The sequence below is a fragment of the Mesorhizobium onobrychidis genome (assembly GCF_024707545.1).
GTDB lineage: Bacteria > Pseudomonadota > Alphaproteobacteria > Rhizobiales > Rhizobiaceae > Mesorhizobium > Mesorhizobium onobrychidis.
The window spans coordinates 1,788,909-1,805,794 of the sequence record NZ_CP062229.1; the positions used below are offsets into that span (position 1 = coordinate 1,788,909).

At 62.5% G+C, this 16,886-nt stretch carries 13 protein-coding genes; 10 read left to right on the plus strand and 3 right to left on the minus strand.

Annotated elements, in window-relative coordinates; genetic code table 11:
- Window positions 1–79: 79 nt before the first annotated feature.
- Entirely contained in the window at window positions 80–715 is a 636-nt protein-coding gene (locus tag IHQ72_RS08845; protein ID WP_258122068.1) for a DNA-3-methyladenine glycosylase I, read from the plus strand.
- A gap of 168 nt (window positions 716–883) precedes the next feature.
- Here the strand turns inward: IHQ72_RS08845 and IHQ72_RS08850 are convergent, their stop codons facing one another.
- Window positions 884–1,138 carry a hypothetical protein gene (locus IHQ72_RS08850; RefSeq protein WP_258122069.1) on the minus strand — a complete coding sequence of 85 codons (255 nt, stop codon included), beginning with the start codon at window positions 1,136–1,138 and terminating at the stop codon, window positions 884–886.
- Between the two features lie 365 nt (window positions 1,139–1,503).
- Here IHQ72_RS08850 and hisS point away from each other — a divergent pair, with 365 nt between their 5' ends.
- The 4 genes from hisS to IHQ72_RS08870 all read left to right on the plus strand — a co-directional run bounded on the left by hisS (window position 1,504) and on the right by IHQ72_RS08870 (window position 7,089).
- Entirely contained in the window at window positions 1,504–3,123 is a 1,620-nt protein-coding gene (gene hisS, locus IHQ72_RS08855) for a histidine--tRNA ligase (protein WP_258122070.1), read from the plus strand.
- A 174-nt stretch (window positions 3,124–3,297) separates the two neighbouring features.
- Window positions 3,298–4,419, plus strand: a complete 1,122-nt coding sequence (locus tag IHQ72_RS08860) for an ATP phosphoribosyltransferase regulatory subunit (RefSeq protein ID WP_258122071.1) — start codon at window positions 3,298–3,300, stop codon at window positions 4,417–4,419.
- Entirely contained in the window at window positions 4,416–5,117 is a 702-nt protein-coding gene (hisG, locus tag IHQ72_RS08865) for an ATP phosphoribosyltransferase (protein ID WP_258122072.1), read from the plus strand. Before IHQ72_RS08860 ends, hisG begins: the two co-directional genes overlap by 4 nt.
- 199 nt (window positions 5,118–5,316) lie before the next feature.
- On the plus strand, window positions 5,317–7,089 hold the full coding sequence (locus IHQ72_RS08870; protein WP_258122073.1) for an AMP-binding protein: 1,773 nt from the start codon (window positions 5,317–5,319) through the stop codon (window positions 7,087–7,089).
- Between the two features lie 161 nt (window positions 7,090–7,250).
- On the opposite strand, the gene IHQ72_RS08875 is transcribed toward IHQ72_RS08870, so the two are convergent.
- Window positions 7,251–10,400, minus strand: coding sequence for an efflux RND transporter permease subunit (locus tag IHQ72_RS08875; protein ID WP_258122074.1), 3,150 nt, complete (start codon window positions 10,398–10,400; stop codon window positions 7,251–7,253).
- Complete coding sequence (locus tag IHQ72_RS08880) at window positions 10,397–11,563, minus strand: efflux RND transporter periplasmic adaptor subunit (protein WP_258122075.1); 1,167 nt, start codon at window positions 11,561–11,563, stop codon at window positions 10,397–10,399. The genes IHQ72_RS08875 and IHQ72_RS08880 overlap by 4 nt, the downstream gene beginning before the upstream one ends.
- Before the next feature lie 79 nt (window positions 11,564–11,642).
- On the opposite strand from IHQ72_RS08880, the gene IHQ72_RS08885 reads away from it, so the two are divergent.
- From IHQ72_RS08885 to IHQ72_RS08905, 5 genes are all read left to right on the plus strand, one after another.
- The gene (locus IHQ72_RS08885) at window positions 11,643–11,864 is read left to right on the plus strand and encodes a cysteine rich repeat-containing protein (protein WP_258122076.1); all 222 of its coding nucleotides are present in this window, start codon (window positions 11,643–11,645) and stop codon (window positions 11,862–11,864) included.
- Window positions 11,865–12,196: 332 nt separating this feature from the next.
- Window positions 12,197–12,670 (plus strand): VOC family protein, encoded by a 474-nt coding sequence (locus IHQ72_RS08890; RefSeq protein WP_258122077.1) that lies wholly within the window; start codon window positions 12,197–12,199, stop codon window positions 12,668–12,670.
- Between the two features lie 333 nt (window positions 12,671–13,003).
- A complete protein-coding gene (locus IHQ72_RS08895; RefSeq protein WP_258122078.1) occupies window positions 13,004–14,143 on the plus strand; it encodes a TRAP transporter substrate-binding protein in 1,140 nt (379 codons plus the stop codon).
- Window positions 14,144–14,217: 74 nt separating this feature from the next.
- Window positions 14,218–14,886, plus strand: coding sequence for a TRAP transporter small permease subunit (locus tag IHQ72_RS08900; RefSeq protein WP_258122079.1), 669 nt, complete (start codon window positions 14,218–14,220; stop codon window positions 14,884–14,886).
- Window positions 14,883–16,634: a TRAP transporter large permease gene (locus IHQ72_RS08905; protein ID WP_258122080.1), complete on the plus strand. Its 1,752-nt coding sequence runs from the start codon at window positions 14,883–14,885 to the stop codon at window positions 16,632–16,634. The genes IHQ72_RS08900 and IHQ72_RS08905 overlap by 4 nt, the downstream gene beginning before the upstream one ends.
- Window positions 16,635–16,886 lie beyond the last annotated feature (252 nt).

Genomic DNA, 16,886 nt, shown 5'->3' on the forward strand with positions numbered 1-16,886 from the left:
TGGTTACCGGCCGGTTCAGGAATCTGGTAAAGCCGCGGTAAAGGCAGCGCTGAGGCGCATTAACGAATGGAATTCCGCCATGGATGAGAAGACAGGCCTGCTCGCCGGACCCGATGGTATCGCGCGCTGCTTCTGGCACGGCAATCTGCCGGATTATTTGCACTACCACGATCATGAATGGGGCCGGCCGGTCACCGACGACCGCAAGCTGTTCGAAAAGATCTGCCTCGAAGGCTTTCAGTCGGGCCTGTCCTGGCTGACTATATTGCGCAAGCGCGAGAATTTCCGCGAGGCGTTCGCCGGCTTCGATATCGACAAGATCGCCGCCTTTGCCGACGAGGATGTCGAGCGCCTGCTCGACAATGCCGGCATCATCCGCCACCGCGGCAAGATTGTCTCGACCATCAACAACGCCAAGCGTGCGCGTGAATTGGCCGACGAGGCCGGCTCGCTGGCGGCCTGGTTCTGGAAGTTCGAACCCGGCCCCGACGAACGGCCCGAAATCGTCGATCTCGCCCATCTGCGCGCCAACCCGACCACGACGGTCTCTGTGCGGATTTCAAAGGAGCTAAAAAAACGCGGCTGGAGCTTTGTCGGCCCGACAACCGTCTACGCCTTCATGCAGGCCATGGGGCTGGTCAACGACCATCTCGAGGGCTGTGTCTGCCGAGAGCAGGTCGAGGCGGAGCGCAAGGCGTTCAAGAGGCCGAAGTGAGCTTTTTACCTTCTCCCCTTGTGGGAGAAGGTGGATCGGCGCGTAGCGTCGAGACGGTTGAGGGGTGTTGGACGGATCGCCGTCGCCAAGCTGGAACACCCCTCATCCGACCAAGCTTCGCTCCGCCACCTTCTCCCACACGGGGAGAAGGAAAGGGCGCTCAAAAACTCAAGCGCCGCTGGCGCCGGCCAGAAAAAGTCCGGCGACGATGGCCGCCACCGTGGCAAGGGCTGGGTAGATCACCAGCAGGCCGGTCACCAGCGCATCGCGCATGGTCGGTCCCGTACGCTCGTCGGCGGCAACCTCGAATGGTCCCGCCATTTGGCCTGCCGCTCTCGGCGCATGGCCATCGGCCGGCCGCAACTGGGCGGGCAACGCGCAGGCGCCGCTGTCGATAATGTCGAATTTCCGTGCCGTGGTCATGGCCCGAACCCCTTGTTTCGGCGCGCTTTATCGGCTGCGATTGTGTCGGTACGATGCCGCGCTCATGGCGGAATTGTTTCAGCCTCTTGCCTTCTCCCCCTTGTGGGAGAAGGTGGATCGGCGCGCAGCGCCGAGACGGTTGAGGGGTGTTGGACGGAGCGCGGTCGATGCCAAGCTGGAGCACCCCTCATCCGACCGAGCGGAGCCTGTCCTCGGGCTTGCCGAAGGCAAGACCCGTGGGCTCGGCCACCTTCTCCCACACGGGGAGAAGGCAGGGCGGCAAACCCTTGCCGCGCCAAGCCCCATCGGTTAGGACACGCCCACTCGAAATAAGTCAGTTTTTACTTAGCAAAAAGACCCATGCCATGGCCGACAAATCGGAAAAGATGAAAGCGCGGCTGCCGCGCGGGCTTGTCGACCGCGGCGCCGACGATATCCGTGCTGTCGAGAAGATGATGGCGACGATCCGCTCGGTCTATGAGCTTTACGGCTTCGAGCCGGTCGACCAGCCGCTGATCGAATACACCGACGCGCTGGGCAAATTCCTGCCCGACCAGGACCGGCCGAACGAAGGCGTGTTCTCGTTCCAGGACGACGACGACCAGTGGCTGTCGCTGCGCTACGACCTGACCGCGCCGATGGCCCGATTTGTCGCTGAAAACTTTGAGCGTCTGCCGAAACCCTATCGCAGCTACCGCTCCGGCTGGGTGTTTCGCAACGAAAAGCCCGGCCCCGGCCGCTTCCGCCAGTTCATGCAGTTCGACGCCGACACGGTGGGCACGCCGGGCGTCGCGGCGGACGCCGAGATGGCGATGATGATGGCCGACGTGATGGAGGCGCTCGGCATCAAGCGCGGCGACTACGTCATCCGGGTCAACAACCGCAAGGTGCTGGACGGCGTGTTGGAGGCGATCGGCCTTGGCGGAAACGAGAATGCCGGCCGCCGGCTGCAGGTGCTGAGGGCTATCGACAAGCTGGATAAGCTGGGAGCGCATGGGGTCTTCGAATTGCTTGGCGAAGGTCGGCGTGATGAAAGTGGGGATTTCACCAAAGGAGCAGGATTAGACGGTCGGCAAATAGATGTGGTTTTGGGCTTTTTGCTGGAAGACATCAAAACCGCTTGGCTGGCGGATCAGAGGCGTCTTCCAAAAGAGGAGTTTCTGGAGTTGTGGGGTGACGATCTTGAGCACATTTGGCTAGCTGACGTCGATCCCGACAAAGCGACTGAAAAGCTCAGCAAATTCTGTTCCGATTGGCTTGGCGTGGATTTGAACACCCCGCTGCGCGACGGGCTCCAAGAATTACAACAAATTGCTAAGCTATGTAGCTTTGCTGGTTACGAAGGTAACCGCATCCGCATCGATCCCTCGGTCGTCCGTGGCCTCGAATATTACACCGGTCCGGTCTACGAAGCCGAGCTCCTGGCCGAGATCCCCAACGAAGAGGGAAAAATCGTGCGCTTCGGTTCGGTCGGCGGTGGTGGCCGTTATGACGGCCTTGTCTCGCGCTTTCGTGGCGAGCCGGTGCCGGCGACCGGGTTTTCGATCGGCGTCTCCAGGCTGATGACTGCGCTGAAGAACCTCGGCAAGCTCGACACGTCGGACGTCATCGCGCCGGTCGTCGTGCTCACCATGGACAAGGACACTGAAAGCCTCGGCCGCTACCAGAAGATGGTGGCCGAGCTGCGCGCCGCCGGCATCCGCTCCGAAATGTATCTCGGCGGCGCCGGCATGAAGGCGCAGCTCAAATATGCCGACCGCCGCGGCAGCCCGGTCGCCATCATCCAGGGCGGCGACGAGCGCGCCAAGGGCGAGGTGCAGATCAAGGATCTGATCGAAGGCGCGCGCATGTCGGCTGAGATCGCCGACAACGCCGAATGGCGCGCCGCGCGACCGGCGCAGGTGACGGTGGCAGAAAGCGAGCTGGTCGCCGAGGTGAGGAAGATACTTGCCGCGCAGGCGGAGGAGCGGGCGCGTGGCAAGTAGGGCGCCAGTCTTCCCTTCTCCCCTTGTGGGAGAAGGTGGCCGAGCGAAGCTCGGTCGGATGAGGGGTGTTGGAAGAAACTCGACGCCACCACTCCGTCCAGCACCCCTCATCCGTCTCGGCGCTACGCGCCGATCCACCTTCTCCCACAGGGGGAGAAGGGAAGGGCGCCTGCCATGACCTCCCGCTATCCCGCCATCGCATCAGACATCGCCAAGCTCTTCGCTGCGCGCGGCACGCATGCGGTCGAGGTGGCGGTGCTGCAGCCGGCGGACCCGTTCCTCGACATGGCAGGAGAGGATCTGCGCCGCCGCATTTTCCTCACCGAAAGCGAGACCGGCCTCACGCTTTGCCTGCGGCCCGAGTTCACCATTCCGGTCTGCCTCGACCACATTGCCAGCCAGGCCGGCACGCCGCGCCGTTATTCCTATCTCGGCGAGGTGTTTCGCCAGCGCCGCGAGGGCGGCAATGAGTTTTTCCAGGCCGGCATCGAGGATCTCGGCGACGGCGACATCGCACAGGCCGACGCGCGTTCGCTGGCCGACGCGCATGCGCTGCTTTCGCTGGTGCTGCCGGACCTGGCACTGGCGATCACGCTCGGCGACCAGACCATATTCGAGGCGGTGCTCGCTGCGCTCGGCCTGCCGCGCGGCTGGCGTATGCGGCTGGCGCGCGCCTTCGGTTCGGCGGCGATGCTGGAGGCAGCGCTTGCCGACCTCGCCAACCCGCCGCGCAATGGCCAGATCGCCGGCCCGGTCGCCGCGCTTGTCCTCGATGGCGATCTGGAAGGGCTTTCGTCGCACATCGCCGGCGGCATGGAGCAAGCGGGTCTGTCGGCGTCTGCCGGGCGCTCGCCGGCCGACATTGCGCGACGCTTGATCGAGAAGGCCGAATTGCGCAGCGTCAGGCTGTCGAAAGCGGCGTTTTCGGCGCTGAAGGATTTTCTGGCGATCGATGTGGCGCTCGACGGCGCGGCAAAAGCGCTCGAAATCTTCGCGGCCGGCGCCGGCCTTTCGCTGGGTGCGGCGCTGGACAATTTTTCCGCACGTGCAAAGTCGATCGAAGCTCTTGGCCTGCCCACGGCAAAAATCCGCTACGACGCCGCCTTCGGCCGCCCGCTCGATTACTACACCGGCCTGGTCTTCGAGATCGCGGCGGAAAACGGCGACCGGCCGTTGGCCGGCGGCGGCCGCTATGACCGCTTGCTGACGCTGCTCGGCGCGAAAACGCCGATCCCCGGCGTCGGCTTTTCCGTCTGGCTCGACCGCATCGAAGCGCTGCGAGAGAAGACGCAATGATCACGCTGGCGATCCCTTCAAAAGGCCGGCTCAAGGAGCGGGCGCTGGAAGTGCTGGCCAAGGCCGGGCTTGCCGTCAGCCTGCCCGGCGACGAGCGCAAATACCGCGCCCGCATCGAAGGCGTGGAAGCCGTCGAGGTGGCGTTCCTGTCGGCGTCCGAAATATCAGGCGAGATCGGCCAGGGCTCGGTCGACCTCGGCATCACCGGCGAGGATCTGTTGCGCGAAAGCCTTGCCGATTGGGAGGCGCGTGCGGAGATCGTCGCCCGCCTCGGCTTTGGCAACGCCGATGTCGTGGTGGCGGTGCCCGACATCTGGCTAGATGTCGACACAATGGCCGATCTCGACGATGTCGCCGCCGATTTCCGCCAGCGCCACGGCAGGCGGCTTCGGATCGCGACAAAATACTGGCGGCTGACGCAGCAGTTCTTTTCGCAAAAGCACGGCATACAGGTCTATCGCATCGTCGAAAGCCTGGGCGCCACCGAGGGCGCGCCGGCGGCGGGATTGGCCGATGTCGTCGTCGACATCACCACGTCAGGCGCGACGCTGCGGGCCAATCATCTGAAGGTGCTGGCCGACGGCGTCATCCTGCGCTCGCAGGCCTGCCTTGTCGCGTCGAAGAAAATCCGCGCCGCTGCGGATGAAGCAGTTTTGCGCGACATCGCCGCGAAAATGAGCGCCATCCCTCCCCCTTGAGGGGAGGGTGCCTCGCGGAGCGAGGCGGGTGGGATCGTCTCACGTCGAGCACTGCTGCAACGACCCCACCCGTCCATCCGCCTTCGGCGGCTGTCCACCCTCCCCTCAAGGGGGAGGGATGGCGTTCCCATACCATCAACGGGATTTCCACCACCTCGGCAGGCTGATAGACTCGGCCTCGTCTGCGGAGGAGACGGCGATGCCGATCAATCTCGACGAGTTGAAGAATGCCACGAACCTGCGCGGCGGCCGCCCGCGCAATGACGGCACGTTTGTCGCGCCGGTCGACGGCAGGGCGCATGTGTCGGGCGAACGCACCGTGCCGCTGCTGCAGCAGACGATCCCGGCGTTGCTTTCGGACACCGTCAGCAAATATGGCACGCTCGATGCCGCCGTCTTCGTCGACCAGGACAAGCGCTTCACCTGGAGCGAACTTTCAGACACGGTGGACGCGCTGGCCGCAGGCTTCCTGGCGCTTGGCCTGGCAAAAGGCGACCGCGTCGGCATCTGGTCGCCCAACCGCTGGGAATGGCTGGTGACGCAATTCGCCACCGCGCGCATCGGCCTGATCCTGGTCAACATCAATCCGGCCTACCGGCTGACCGAGCTGGACTATGCGCTGAACAAGGTCGCCTGCCGAGCGCTGGTCACAGCCGTCAAATTCAAGAGCTCCGACTATCTCGGCATGATCGAAACGCTGGCGCCGGAGATCGCGACTGCGACGCCGGGCAAACTTGAGGCGAAAAAGTTGCCGGCGCTAAAAATCGTCATCCGCATGGGCGAGGAGAACTCGCCCGGCATGTTCAATTTCGCCGACGTGCTGGCGATGGCCGGGCGCGACGAGCATGACAGCCTCGACCGGATCTCCGAGGGGCTGAAGCCCGGCGACGCCATCAACATCCAGTTCACGTCAGGCACGACAGGCGCGCCAAAGGGCGCGACGCTGACCCACAACAACATCGTCAACAACGGCAATTTCGTCACCTCGGCGATCAGGCTGACCGTCGACGACCGGTTGTGCATCCCGGTGCCGCTCTATCACTGCTTCGGCATGTCGATGGGCACGATCGGCTGCGTCACCAAGGGCGCGACCATGGTTTTCCCCGGCGAGGGGTTTGATGCCGGCGCCACGCTGGAGGCGGTGGCGGGCGAGCACTGCACCGGCCTTTACGGCGTGCCGACCATGTTCGTCGGCCTGCTCGACCATCCGGATTTCGACACCTTCGATCTCACCAGCCTGCGCACCGGCATCATGGCCGGCTCGCCGTGCCCGATCGAGGTGATGAAGAAGGTGGTGTCGCTGATGCACATGGCGGAGGTGACAATCGCCTATGGCATGACCGAGACCAGCCCGGTGTCGTTCCAGAGCAGCGTCGACGACCCGTTGGAAAAGCGCGTCTCGACGGTCGGCCGCGTCCACCCCCATGTCGAGGTCAAGGCGATCGATGCCGATGGCGCCACCGTTGCGGTCGGCGCGCCGGGCGAACTCTGCACGCGCGGCTATTCGGTGATGAAGGGCTATTGGGACGACGAGGAAAAAACCCGCGAGGCGATCGATCCCGACGGCTGGATGCACACCGGCGACCTCGCCACCATCGATGCGGAGGGCTATTGCAACATTGTCGGCCGGGTCAAGGACATGGTCATCCGCGGTGGTGAGAACGTCTATCCGCGCGAGGTCGAGGAGTTTCTCTACCGCCACCCCAAGGTCAGGGAAGTGCAGGTTTTCGGCATTCCCGACCCGAAATACGGCGAGGAGCTTTGTGCGTGGATCGTGCTCAAGCCGGGCCAGATCGCCACCGAGCAGGAGATCAAGGCCTTCTGCGCCGGCCAGATCGCCCATTACAAGATCCCGCGCCACATCCGCTTTCGCACCGAATTGCCGATGACGGTGACCGGTAAGCCGCAGAAGTTTCTCATGCGCGAGGCGATGGTTTACGAACTGGGGCTGGTGACGCCGAAGACCGCCTGAGCGGGCAACGGGCTCCCGTTCGTACTTACGCGTTTCAATAACAGAGGCGTTGTCTCAATGTCGGGCGACAATGACCCGGTCGAACGCGGCGTCCCGGCTGAGATCTGCGACGACGGACCCCGAGCCAGCACCAGTGACAGGCAGCGATAATGTCGTAACTGCTACCCGGGAAGTGTAGGTGTGTACTCACGCCTCGTCTTTCGCGCGGCGCGCCACTCCTCGAATCGCTGCAGAATGACGAAGAAGGAAGGCACGAAGAGAATGGCGAGGCAGGTCGAGGCGATCATGCCGGAAAAGACCGTGATGCCGATCGACTTGCGCGCGCTGGCCCCGGCGCCTGTCGCCACCACCAGCGGCGCGACACCAAGGATAAACGCGAAGGACGTCATCAGGATGGGGCGGAAGCGCGCTCTTGCTGCCTCGATCGCCGCTTCGACGATCGGTCTGCCGGCGGCGCGCAATTCGCGCGCGACTTCGACGATCAGGATGGCGTTCTTGGCCGATAGCGCAATCAACAGGATCAGGCCGATCTGCACGTAGAGATTGTTGTCGATGCCGAGGCCGTTGAGAACCAGGACCGGACCCACCAGCGACAGCGGCGCGGCAAGCAAGATCGAGATCGGGGCCAGCCAGCTCTCATATTGGCCTGCCAGCACCAGATAGGCCAAGAGCAGCGCCAGGCCGAATACCAGATAGATCTGACTGCCGACGAGCTTTTCCTGGAGGGACAGCGCCGTCCAGTCGTAGCCGGTACCGGGCGGCAATGTGTCGGCCGCGACCCCTTCCATCAGCTTGATCGCGTCGCCGGACGAGAAGCCTTGCGCCTGCACGCCGATGATCGATGCCGAGGGATAGAGATTGTAGAGGCTGATCAACGAGGGACCGACGCTTGGCGAGATCGTCAGCAACGTGCCGAGCGGGATCATGTCGCCGCTCTGGTTGCGAACACTCAGGCGGCCGATATTCTCGGGCGTCAGGCGGAATTGTGCATCGCCCTGCACATAGATCTGGAACACCCGCCCGAATTTGTTGAACTGACTGACATAAGTCGAGCCGAGATAACCGGCGAGCGTCTGGAAGACCTGGTCCGTGGTCAGCCCCAGGGTTTGCACCTTCTCCCGGTCGAGCTCGACCGTGTATTGCGGGACATTGGCGCGGAACGGCGCCGCCACGCGCTGTATGCCCGACTGCGTCTGAGCGGTCCTGGTTACGGCCTCGACTGCTCCTTGCAGCTTGGGGAGGTCAAAACTGCTGTCACGCAGTTCGACCTGCATGGTGAACCCGGCAGCGTTGCCGATGCCCTGGATCGGCGGCGGCGGCAGCACCAGCACACGTCCGTCATCCATGTCGGACAGACCTTTGTTGAGCGTCCCATATAGCGACGCAAGATCCTCGCTCTTGCCGCGCAAACTCCAGTCCTTGAGGATGATGTAGGCAACGCCGGCGTTCGCCAGCGTCGAGTTATTGTCGAGTGCCGAGATGCCCGCGATGGTCACGACCTGATCGACGCCAGGCGTGGCCTTGGCGATCTTCGAAACCTGTTGCAGCGTCTCCTGCGTGCGGCCAAGTGCGGCGCCGTCGGGCAGTTGGACCGAAGCGAGCAGGTAGCCCTGGTCCTCGATCGGAATGAAGCCGGTGGCCACGCGCGATATGCCGTAGCCCGCCGCACCGATGATCAGCAGCGCAATGACGACCATCACCGCACTGTGACGCACCATGGAGCCGATCAGGCCGGCATAACGGTTCTCCATGCGTTGGTAGATCGTGTTGAAGCCGCGGAAGAAGACATTGCGCTGGTCTGGCGGCACCGGGCGCCTCAGCCAGGTCGCACACTGCGTTGGCTTGAGCGTTGCCGCGTTTATGGCGCTGATAACGGCAGTTGCTGCGATCACCAGAGCGAATTGCGCATACATTTTCCCTGTGAGGCCGGGCAGAAACGCAGCCGGGAGGAACACCGCCATCAGCACCAAGGTGATGCCGATGATCGGTCCGAACAGCGCTTTCATGGCGGCTATCGCCGCATCGTGGCCCGACATGCCGCGCTCCATATTGTGAGCGGCTCCCTCGACCACGACGATGGCGTCGTCGACGACGATGCCAATGGCGAGCACGATAGCGAACAGGGTCGACAGGTTGACCGAAAAGCCGAGCGCGGCCATCGCCGCAAACGCCCCGATGATCGTCACCGGCACAGTCGTGGCCGGCACCAGCATCGCCCGCCAATCCTGCAGGAAGAGGAGGATGACGATGAGCACCAGGACCGCAGCTTCGATCAGCGTCTTGTAGACCTCGTGGATCGCCTGGCTGACGAAAATCGTGGTGTCAAAGGGGATCGAGTATGCCAGGTCTTGCGGGAACTCGCGCGACAGCTCCTTCATCCTCGTCTCGACCTTGCCGGCCACATCGAGCGCATTGGCGCCCGGCGACAGGAAAACGGCCATGCCCGCAGCCGGCTGGCCGTCGAGATTGAAGAACTGCCCATAGGTCTGGGCGCCGAGCTCGACCCGGCCGACGTCGCGCACGCGCGTCATGTCGCCGTTCGCTCCGGTCTTGACGATCACGGTGCCGAACTGGCCGGGATCGTCAAGGCGGCTGGACACTTCGATCGTGTACTGGAAGGACTGGCCGTCGGGCGCCGGCGGCGCGCCGACCTGGCCTGCGGTGACCTGCTCGCTCTGCTGCCCCAGCGCCTGGACGACGTCCTGCGTGGTAAGGCCGCGCGCCTGCATCTTCTCGGGATCAAGCCAGACACGCATGGAATACTGGCCGGCGCCGAACACATTGACATTGCCGACCCCCGGTATTCGGGAGAGCTCATCCTTGAGCCGGATGGTCGCGTAGTTGGCGAGATAAAGGCTGTCATATTCCCCGTTCGGCGAAGTCAGCGTGACGATCTCGAGGATCGAGGTCGACTTCTGCTGAACGGTGACGCCTTGCACCTGCACCGCTTGCGGCAGCGCCGCCAGGGCTGAGGACACACGGTTCTGCACACGCACTTGCGCCTGGTCGAGATCGGTGCCGATCGCGAACGTGACGGTCAGGTTATAGGTGCCATCCGATGCAGCAAATGACTGCATGTAGATCATGCCCTCGACGCCGTTAACCTGCTGCTCGATCGGCAACGCCACCGTGTCGATCACCGCACGCGCGCTCGCTCCCGGATAGCGCGTCGTCACCGAAACGGTAGGCGGCACCACGTCGGGATACTGCGCCACCGGCAGGGCAAAGAGCGAGATGACGCCTATGACGACCATGAGGATGGCGATTACGTTCGCCAGGACCGGCCGCTCGATGAAGAATTTGGAGATCATTGCGCTGCGCCGTCCGTGGCGACTGCTTCCAGTTTCTTCTCTTGCGGTTCGATCTTCTGGCCAGGCACTGCCGTCAACAGGCCGGAGACCAGGACGCGGTCGTCCGCCCCGATACCCTTGGTGATCACACGCAACGCGCCGACCAGTTGGCCGATCTCAACCGGACGCTGTTCGACCACGTCGTCCTTTCCGGCGACGAGCACGTAGCGACCCTTCTGGTCGCTAGCGATCGCCCGGTCGGGAACGAGCAGCATGTCCGGCTCTACGCCCAACGGCACGCGCACACGCACGAAATAGCCAGGCAGCAGTTCCCGGTCTTCATTGGGGAGCACTGCGCGGACCGCTAGCGTGCCGGTGGCAGCGGTAACCTCTGGCGCGGCGTAGTCCAGCGTTCCCGCGTGGGGATAACCCGTCTCGCTCTGCAAGCCGACCTCGACCGGTATTTTCTTGAGATCCTGCGCGGTCATTCCACGCTTCGCCATGGCGGTGCGAATGCGCAGCACATCCTGCTCCGAGATGTTGAAATTGACGTAGATGGGTGCGGTCTGAACGATGGTCGCCAGCGTGGTGGCGCTGCCGGCGCCGACGAGCTGCCCCGTCGACACCTGGCGTGAGGTGACGATGCCCGCGAACGGCGCTTTGACCTCCGTATAGCTCAGATTGAGTTGAGCCTGTTTGACGTCGACCGCGCTCTGCTTCTGCTTGGCGATGTCGACGTCTGCTGCCGCGGCGGCCTGGTCGGCGGTCGATTGCGAGATGATTTTCTGGGACAACAGCTCCTGCTGCCGCTTTAGGTCAGCACCGGACTGCTTGGCGGCGGCATCAGATGAACCCTGCCCGGCCTCGGCTTGCTCAAGCGCCAGCTGGTAGGAATCGGGCTCGATCAGGAACAGCCGGGCGCCGGCCTTGACCTCGTCGCCGTCCTTGTAATCGATTTCCTGGATGAAGCCCGAGACGCGCGCAACCAGGGGCGTCGTGTTCACCGCCGCGGCAATGCCGGTGGCCTCGAGATAAGGGGTCACGCTCTGCTTCATCGGGAGCGCCACGTCGACCTTGGGCGGAGGTGGCGGTACGTATGTGTTTTCCTCGCTACAAGCGGACAATAGTAGTGTAACGGCGAACAAGCCTGCCGCCTGCGCGATTCTACCCGATAGGAAAAGCATTTCCCCCCTCTATATACTTCCCGGTGTATATCGCATTATATAAAAGTGAGCTAATCTACATGTTTGAGGGGAGTTTGTCATGCGGATTGCGTTGAGCGTGCTTTTCTTGTCAACTCAGTTGGCAACCACCGTGGCGCTGGCGCAGACGGCGGCCGAGCGTGAGGCCTGCCAGGCAGACTACCAGAAGTTCTGCAAGGGCGTGTTGCCGGGCGGCGGCCACGTCATCAAATGCCTGGCCGATCACATGAGCGAGCTGACGCCCGAATGCCAAAAGGTCGTCAAGGCGAACACGCCTGGATAGCACCACTGTGCCTTCCCGAGCCGCAGGTGAACATGACGTGTCGGACTGGAGCGCCGGATCGTGGCCCTGTCGTCTGGTTTGGAGTCGCAAAGCTGGTCCGCTTTGCGGATTTTCCCGAACATTCCCGACGCATTTCAGGAGCGGACCTTCGCTTATCGTCCGGAACCCGGGCCAAAGCGGACAGCGACGTTAAGGTAAGCTGCCCTTTGCGATCGCCCGGGCGAGACGGCGCTTCCGGGGGTGGAGAAAAGCGGCTGGCTAACCTATTTCGGAAGAGGGCGGATGGGGAAACAAGGCCGAAATCCTGGCCTTAAAGCGAAAGGAACCCGCAAATGGCAAAGAGTACGATTTGCCTCTGGTACGATAAGGACGCCGAGGCTGCCGCCCGCTTCTACTCCGAGATCTTTCCCGACAGCGTGGTGGGTGCCGTGCACCGTGCACCCAGTGACTACCCGGCCGGCAAAGAGGGCGACGTGTTGACGGTCGAATTCACAGTTGCGGGCCTTCCTTGTATCGGCCTCAACGGGGGTCCCGAGTTCAAGCACAACGAAGCCTTCTCGTTCCAGATCGCCACCGACGATCAGGAGGAGACCGACCGCTATTGGAATGCCATCGTCGGCAATGGCGGCCAGGAGAGCGTGTGCGGCTGGTGCAAAGACAAATGGGGGATTTCCTGGCAAATCACGCCGCGCGTGCTGACTGACGCGATAGCGGCTGGCGGCGACGAGGCAAAGCGCGCGTTTGATGCCATGATGACCATGGTGAAAATCGACGTCGCCGCGATCGAGGCGGCGCGGCGCGGTTGACGCTCCATCGCGTCTTGCGGCCAAATTGCTGCCAGAGCGTGTCAGCTCGCCACCCAAGTACGGCCGTCGCCAGCTTGCATTGCGGCGACGATCAGTCACCTACGATTGGGTAGCGCCAAATGCGGACCTCTGTATCCTTGGCGAGAGCGGTCATTCAGTAGCGAGATGCGTAACTGCTACTCGCCCATTGCTTGGGAAAATCCCAGCACCTGTCCTTAAGAGAGAACCGCACTAGTTTAGGCGATAGGACGTGCGCTGCAATTTTTGCTGGGCCGTCTTTGAGTAGTATTGTCGGACGTGGGTTTGAAAAGCCGACACCTTCGGGAGGAACCGATGACCAAAGCAAGAATCCGGAATATGAGGTCGCGCCGCAAGTTCCTTGGCGAGGCGGCCGTGGCAGCTGCGGCGATCGTTGCCGCGCCGAGCGTCGTCAAGGCACAGGGGCCGGTCAACATGCGCTGGCAGAGCACATGGCCTTCCAAGGATATCTTTCACGAATACGCGCTCGATTTCGCCAAGAAGGTCAATGACATGACCGGCGGCGACCTGAAGATCGAGGTGCTGCCGGCAGGCGCCGTGGTGCCGGCCTTCGGCCTGCTCGACGCGGTGTCGCAAGGAACGCTCGACGGCGGCCACGGCGTGCTCGTCTACCACTACGGCAAACAGACGGCGCTGGCGCTGTGGGGGTCCGGGCCTGGCTTCGCCATGGATGCCAACATGCTGCTCGCCTGGCACAAATATGGCGGCGGCAAGGAACTGCTGGCAAAGCTCTACGAATCCATCGGCGCCAATGTCGTTTCGTTCCCCTATGGGCCGATGCCGACACAGCCGCTCGGCTGGTTCAAGAAGCCGGTAGCGAAGGCCGAGGATCTCCAGGGCCTGAAGTTCCGCACCGTCGGCATTTCCATTGACGTGTTCACCGGTCTCGGTGCTGCGGTCAACGCGCTGCCGGGCGGCGAAATCGTCGCGGCATTGGATCGCGGCCTGCTCGATGCGGCCGAGTTCAACAACGCGTCGTCCGACCGGGTGCTCGGTTTTCCGGACGTCTCCAAGATCTGCATGCTGCAGAGCTATCACCAGAATGCGGAGCAGTTCGAGATCATGTTCAACAAGACGAAATACGACGCCCTGCCCGATCAGATGAAGGCAATCATCACCAATGCGGTCGAGGCCGCCTCGCAGGACATGGCTTGGAAGGCGATCGACCGTTATTCGAAAGACTATGTGGAGATGCAGACGACCGACAAGGTCAAGTTCTACAAGACGCCGGAGGCGATCCTCAAAAGGCAATTGGAGGTCTACGACGAGGTTGTGAAGAAGAAGGCTGCGGAAAACCCGCTGTTCAAGGAGATCCTCCTATCCCAGCTTGCCTTCGCACAGCGGGCGACGCGATGGGAACAGGATACCGTCGTCAGCCGGCGATTGGTGTTCGATCACTACTTCGGACAGGACGGGGTGTCGAAGGAGTTCTGACGTACAGTTCGGGCATCACCGGGCAGCGGCCCGGTGATGCTTCTGACCAAGGTATTCGTCATCCGGGGGCACGCGTGAACGTTCAGCATTTTCTGCTCAGGATCGATGCAATCAGCGTGTGGGTCGGAAAGGCCGCGGCGTGGCTCATCATCGGGCTGATGACGCTTGTCTGCGTCGAGGTCTTCAAGCGCTACATCATGAACATGCCGACCGCGTGGATCTTCGACGCCAGCAACATGCTCTACGGCACGCTGTTCATGCTCGCCGGGGCATACGGGCTGGCGCAGAATGCCCATGTGCGCGGCGACTTTCTCTATAGCTCGCTCCGGCCCCGGATACAGGCCGGGCTCGATCTCGTGCTCTACATCCTCTTCTTTCTGCCCGGCGTCGCCGCCCTCGTTTACGCCGGCTACGACTACGCGGCGCTTTCGTGGCGGATCGGCGAGCATTCGACCGTGACGGCGGAGGGCCCGCCGATCTACTACTTCAAGACGGTCATTCCGGTGGCCGGCGTCCTTGTGATGCTTCAGGGCCTCGCCGAGATCGCGCGCTGCATCGTCTGCCTCAGGACCGGAGAATGGCCGAGCCGCCTCAGGGATGTCGAGGAGATCGACGTCGTCGCCGAGCAGCTCGAGCACAGCGAGCATGTTGACGCCGAAACGCGCGAGGCCGCAATCGAACGCGCGCAGGATATCGAAAAGGCGGCGCGCCAGCGGGGAATGGGAGGAGACATGCAAACGTGAGCGACCCATTCCTCGGACTGACGATGCTGATGCTCATCGTGGTCGTCATCATCATGGGGTTCCCGACGGCCTTCACGCTGATGGGGCTCGGCATGCTTTTCGGTTTCTACGCCTTCTACAATCCGGCCGAGCACTGGATCGACAACCGCGTCTTCGATCTGATGGTCCAGCGCACCTATGGGGCAATGACCAATGACGTCCTGATCTCCATCCCGCTTTTCGTGCTCATGGGATATGTGATGGAACGCGGGGCGCTGGTCGACAAGATGTTCTACAGCATCCAGCTTTCGTTCCGACGAGTACCGGCGTCGCTGGCCATCGCTACGCTCATTGTCTGCACCTTCTGGGGCATCGCCAGTGGCCTCGTCGGCGCCGTTGTGGTCTTGATGGGGGTGATTGCCTTCAATCCGATGCTGCGCGCCGGATACGACGTGAAGCTTGCTTCCGGCGTGATCACCGCGGGCGGCACGCTGGGCATCCTGATCCCGCCGTCAGTCATGATCATCGTCTATGCGGCGGTTGCGGGCCAGTCCGTCGTGAAGCTCTATGCTGCGGCGATGTTCCCCGGTTTTTTCCTCGCCTTCCTTTATCTCGTCTACATTCTTGGCTGGGCGACAATCAATCCGAAGATCGCCCCGCCTTTGCCGGAGAATCAAACAACGGTTCCGGTGCCTGCGTGGATGCGAAGCCTTCAGACAGTTTACTCGCGCAACATGCTTGTTGGACTTCTTTCCGCCTTGTTCTCGCCGTCCAGGGCGATGGCGCTCGAGACGGAGAACGGACGCCTCACATACTGGGAGCTGTTCAAGAATTTCTGCGCTGCGCTGGTACCCCTCGCCTTGACAGCACTCACCCTCCTGCTGGTGTGGTGGTATGTCGTCATCCATCCGCAAGCATCGGCCGACGTCGAAGCTCCAGCCGGACTGGAGCAGCTCGGCGCTCCGGCAGTGGAGGAACTCGGCGCACCCGCGGTGGGCGCAGGGCCGGCAACCAGCTTCTACGCCACCTTCGGCATCATCGCAGCACTCGCCGCAGTGGTGCTCGTCCGTTACTACCGGAACATGACTGCCGAACGGCTCGAGGTTGTAAAGCTCCTGGTCTCGTCGGTCATGCCGCTGGGCATACTTACCGTCGTCGTGCTCGGCGTCATCCTGTTCGGAATCACGACGGCGACCGAGTCCGCGGCAGTCGGCGCCGCTGGTGCCTTTCTGCTGGCGTTACAGGCCCGAACGCTCGACTGGAAGCGCATCAAGGAAGCAGTGTTCCTGACGGCAAAGACCACAGCCATGGTTTGCTGGCTCTTCGTCGGCTCGGCGCTGTTCTCCGCGGTTTTTGCGATCCTCGGCGGCCAGGCACTTCTCGAGCAATGGGTGCTCGCGCTCAACCTGACGCCCTTGCAGTTCATCATCCTGTCGCAGGCGATCATCTTCATTCTCGGCTGGCCGCTCGAATGGACCGAGATCATCATCATCTTCGTGCCGATCTTCCTACCGATGCTGCGGCACTTCGACGTCGATCCGGTTCTCTGGGGCGTTCTCGTTTTCGTCAATCTGCAGGCGGCGTTCCTGTCACCTCCGGTCGCGATGTCGGCCTACTATCTCAAGGGCGTTTCGCCTCCGCATGTCACGCTCAACCAGATATTCGCCGGGATGATGCCCTACATGCTGATCGTCATCCTTTGCATGATCCTCATGTATATCTGGCCCGGCATGGCGCTCTGGCTTCCGAACTATCTTTACGGCGACTGAGAAAGACTCCGTTCTCGGACGCCTTCCGCGACCGCGCGTTTTCGGCCGCTTCGACCCACGAGATGTCCTTTTGAACGCTAAAGCAGGATCTCGGAGATACAGGCGATCGGAAGGTCTACTTTCGGGCGACAATCGGCGCGAGCGAATGACGGCTTAGGGTATGGGCGTGAACTCGGCCGAGGGCGAACGAGCTTCGGCAAAGGCTCATAACAGACTTTCCGTTGGATGGTACGACGCGCCTCATCCAGCCCG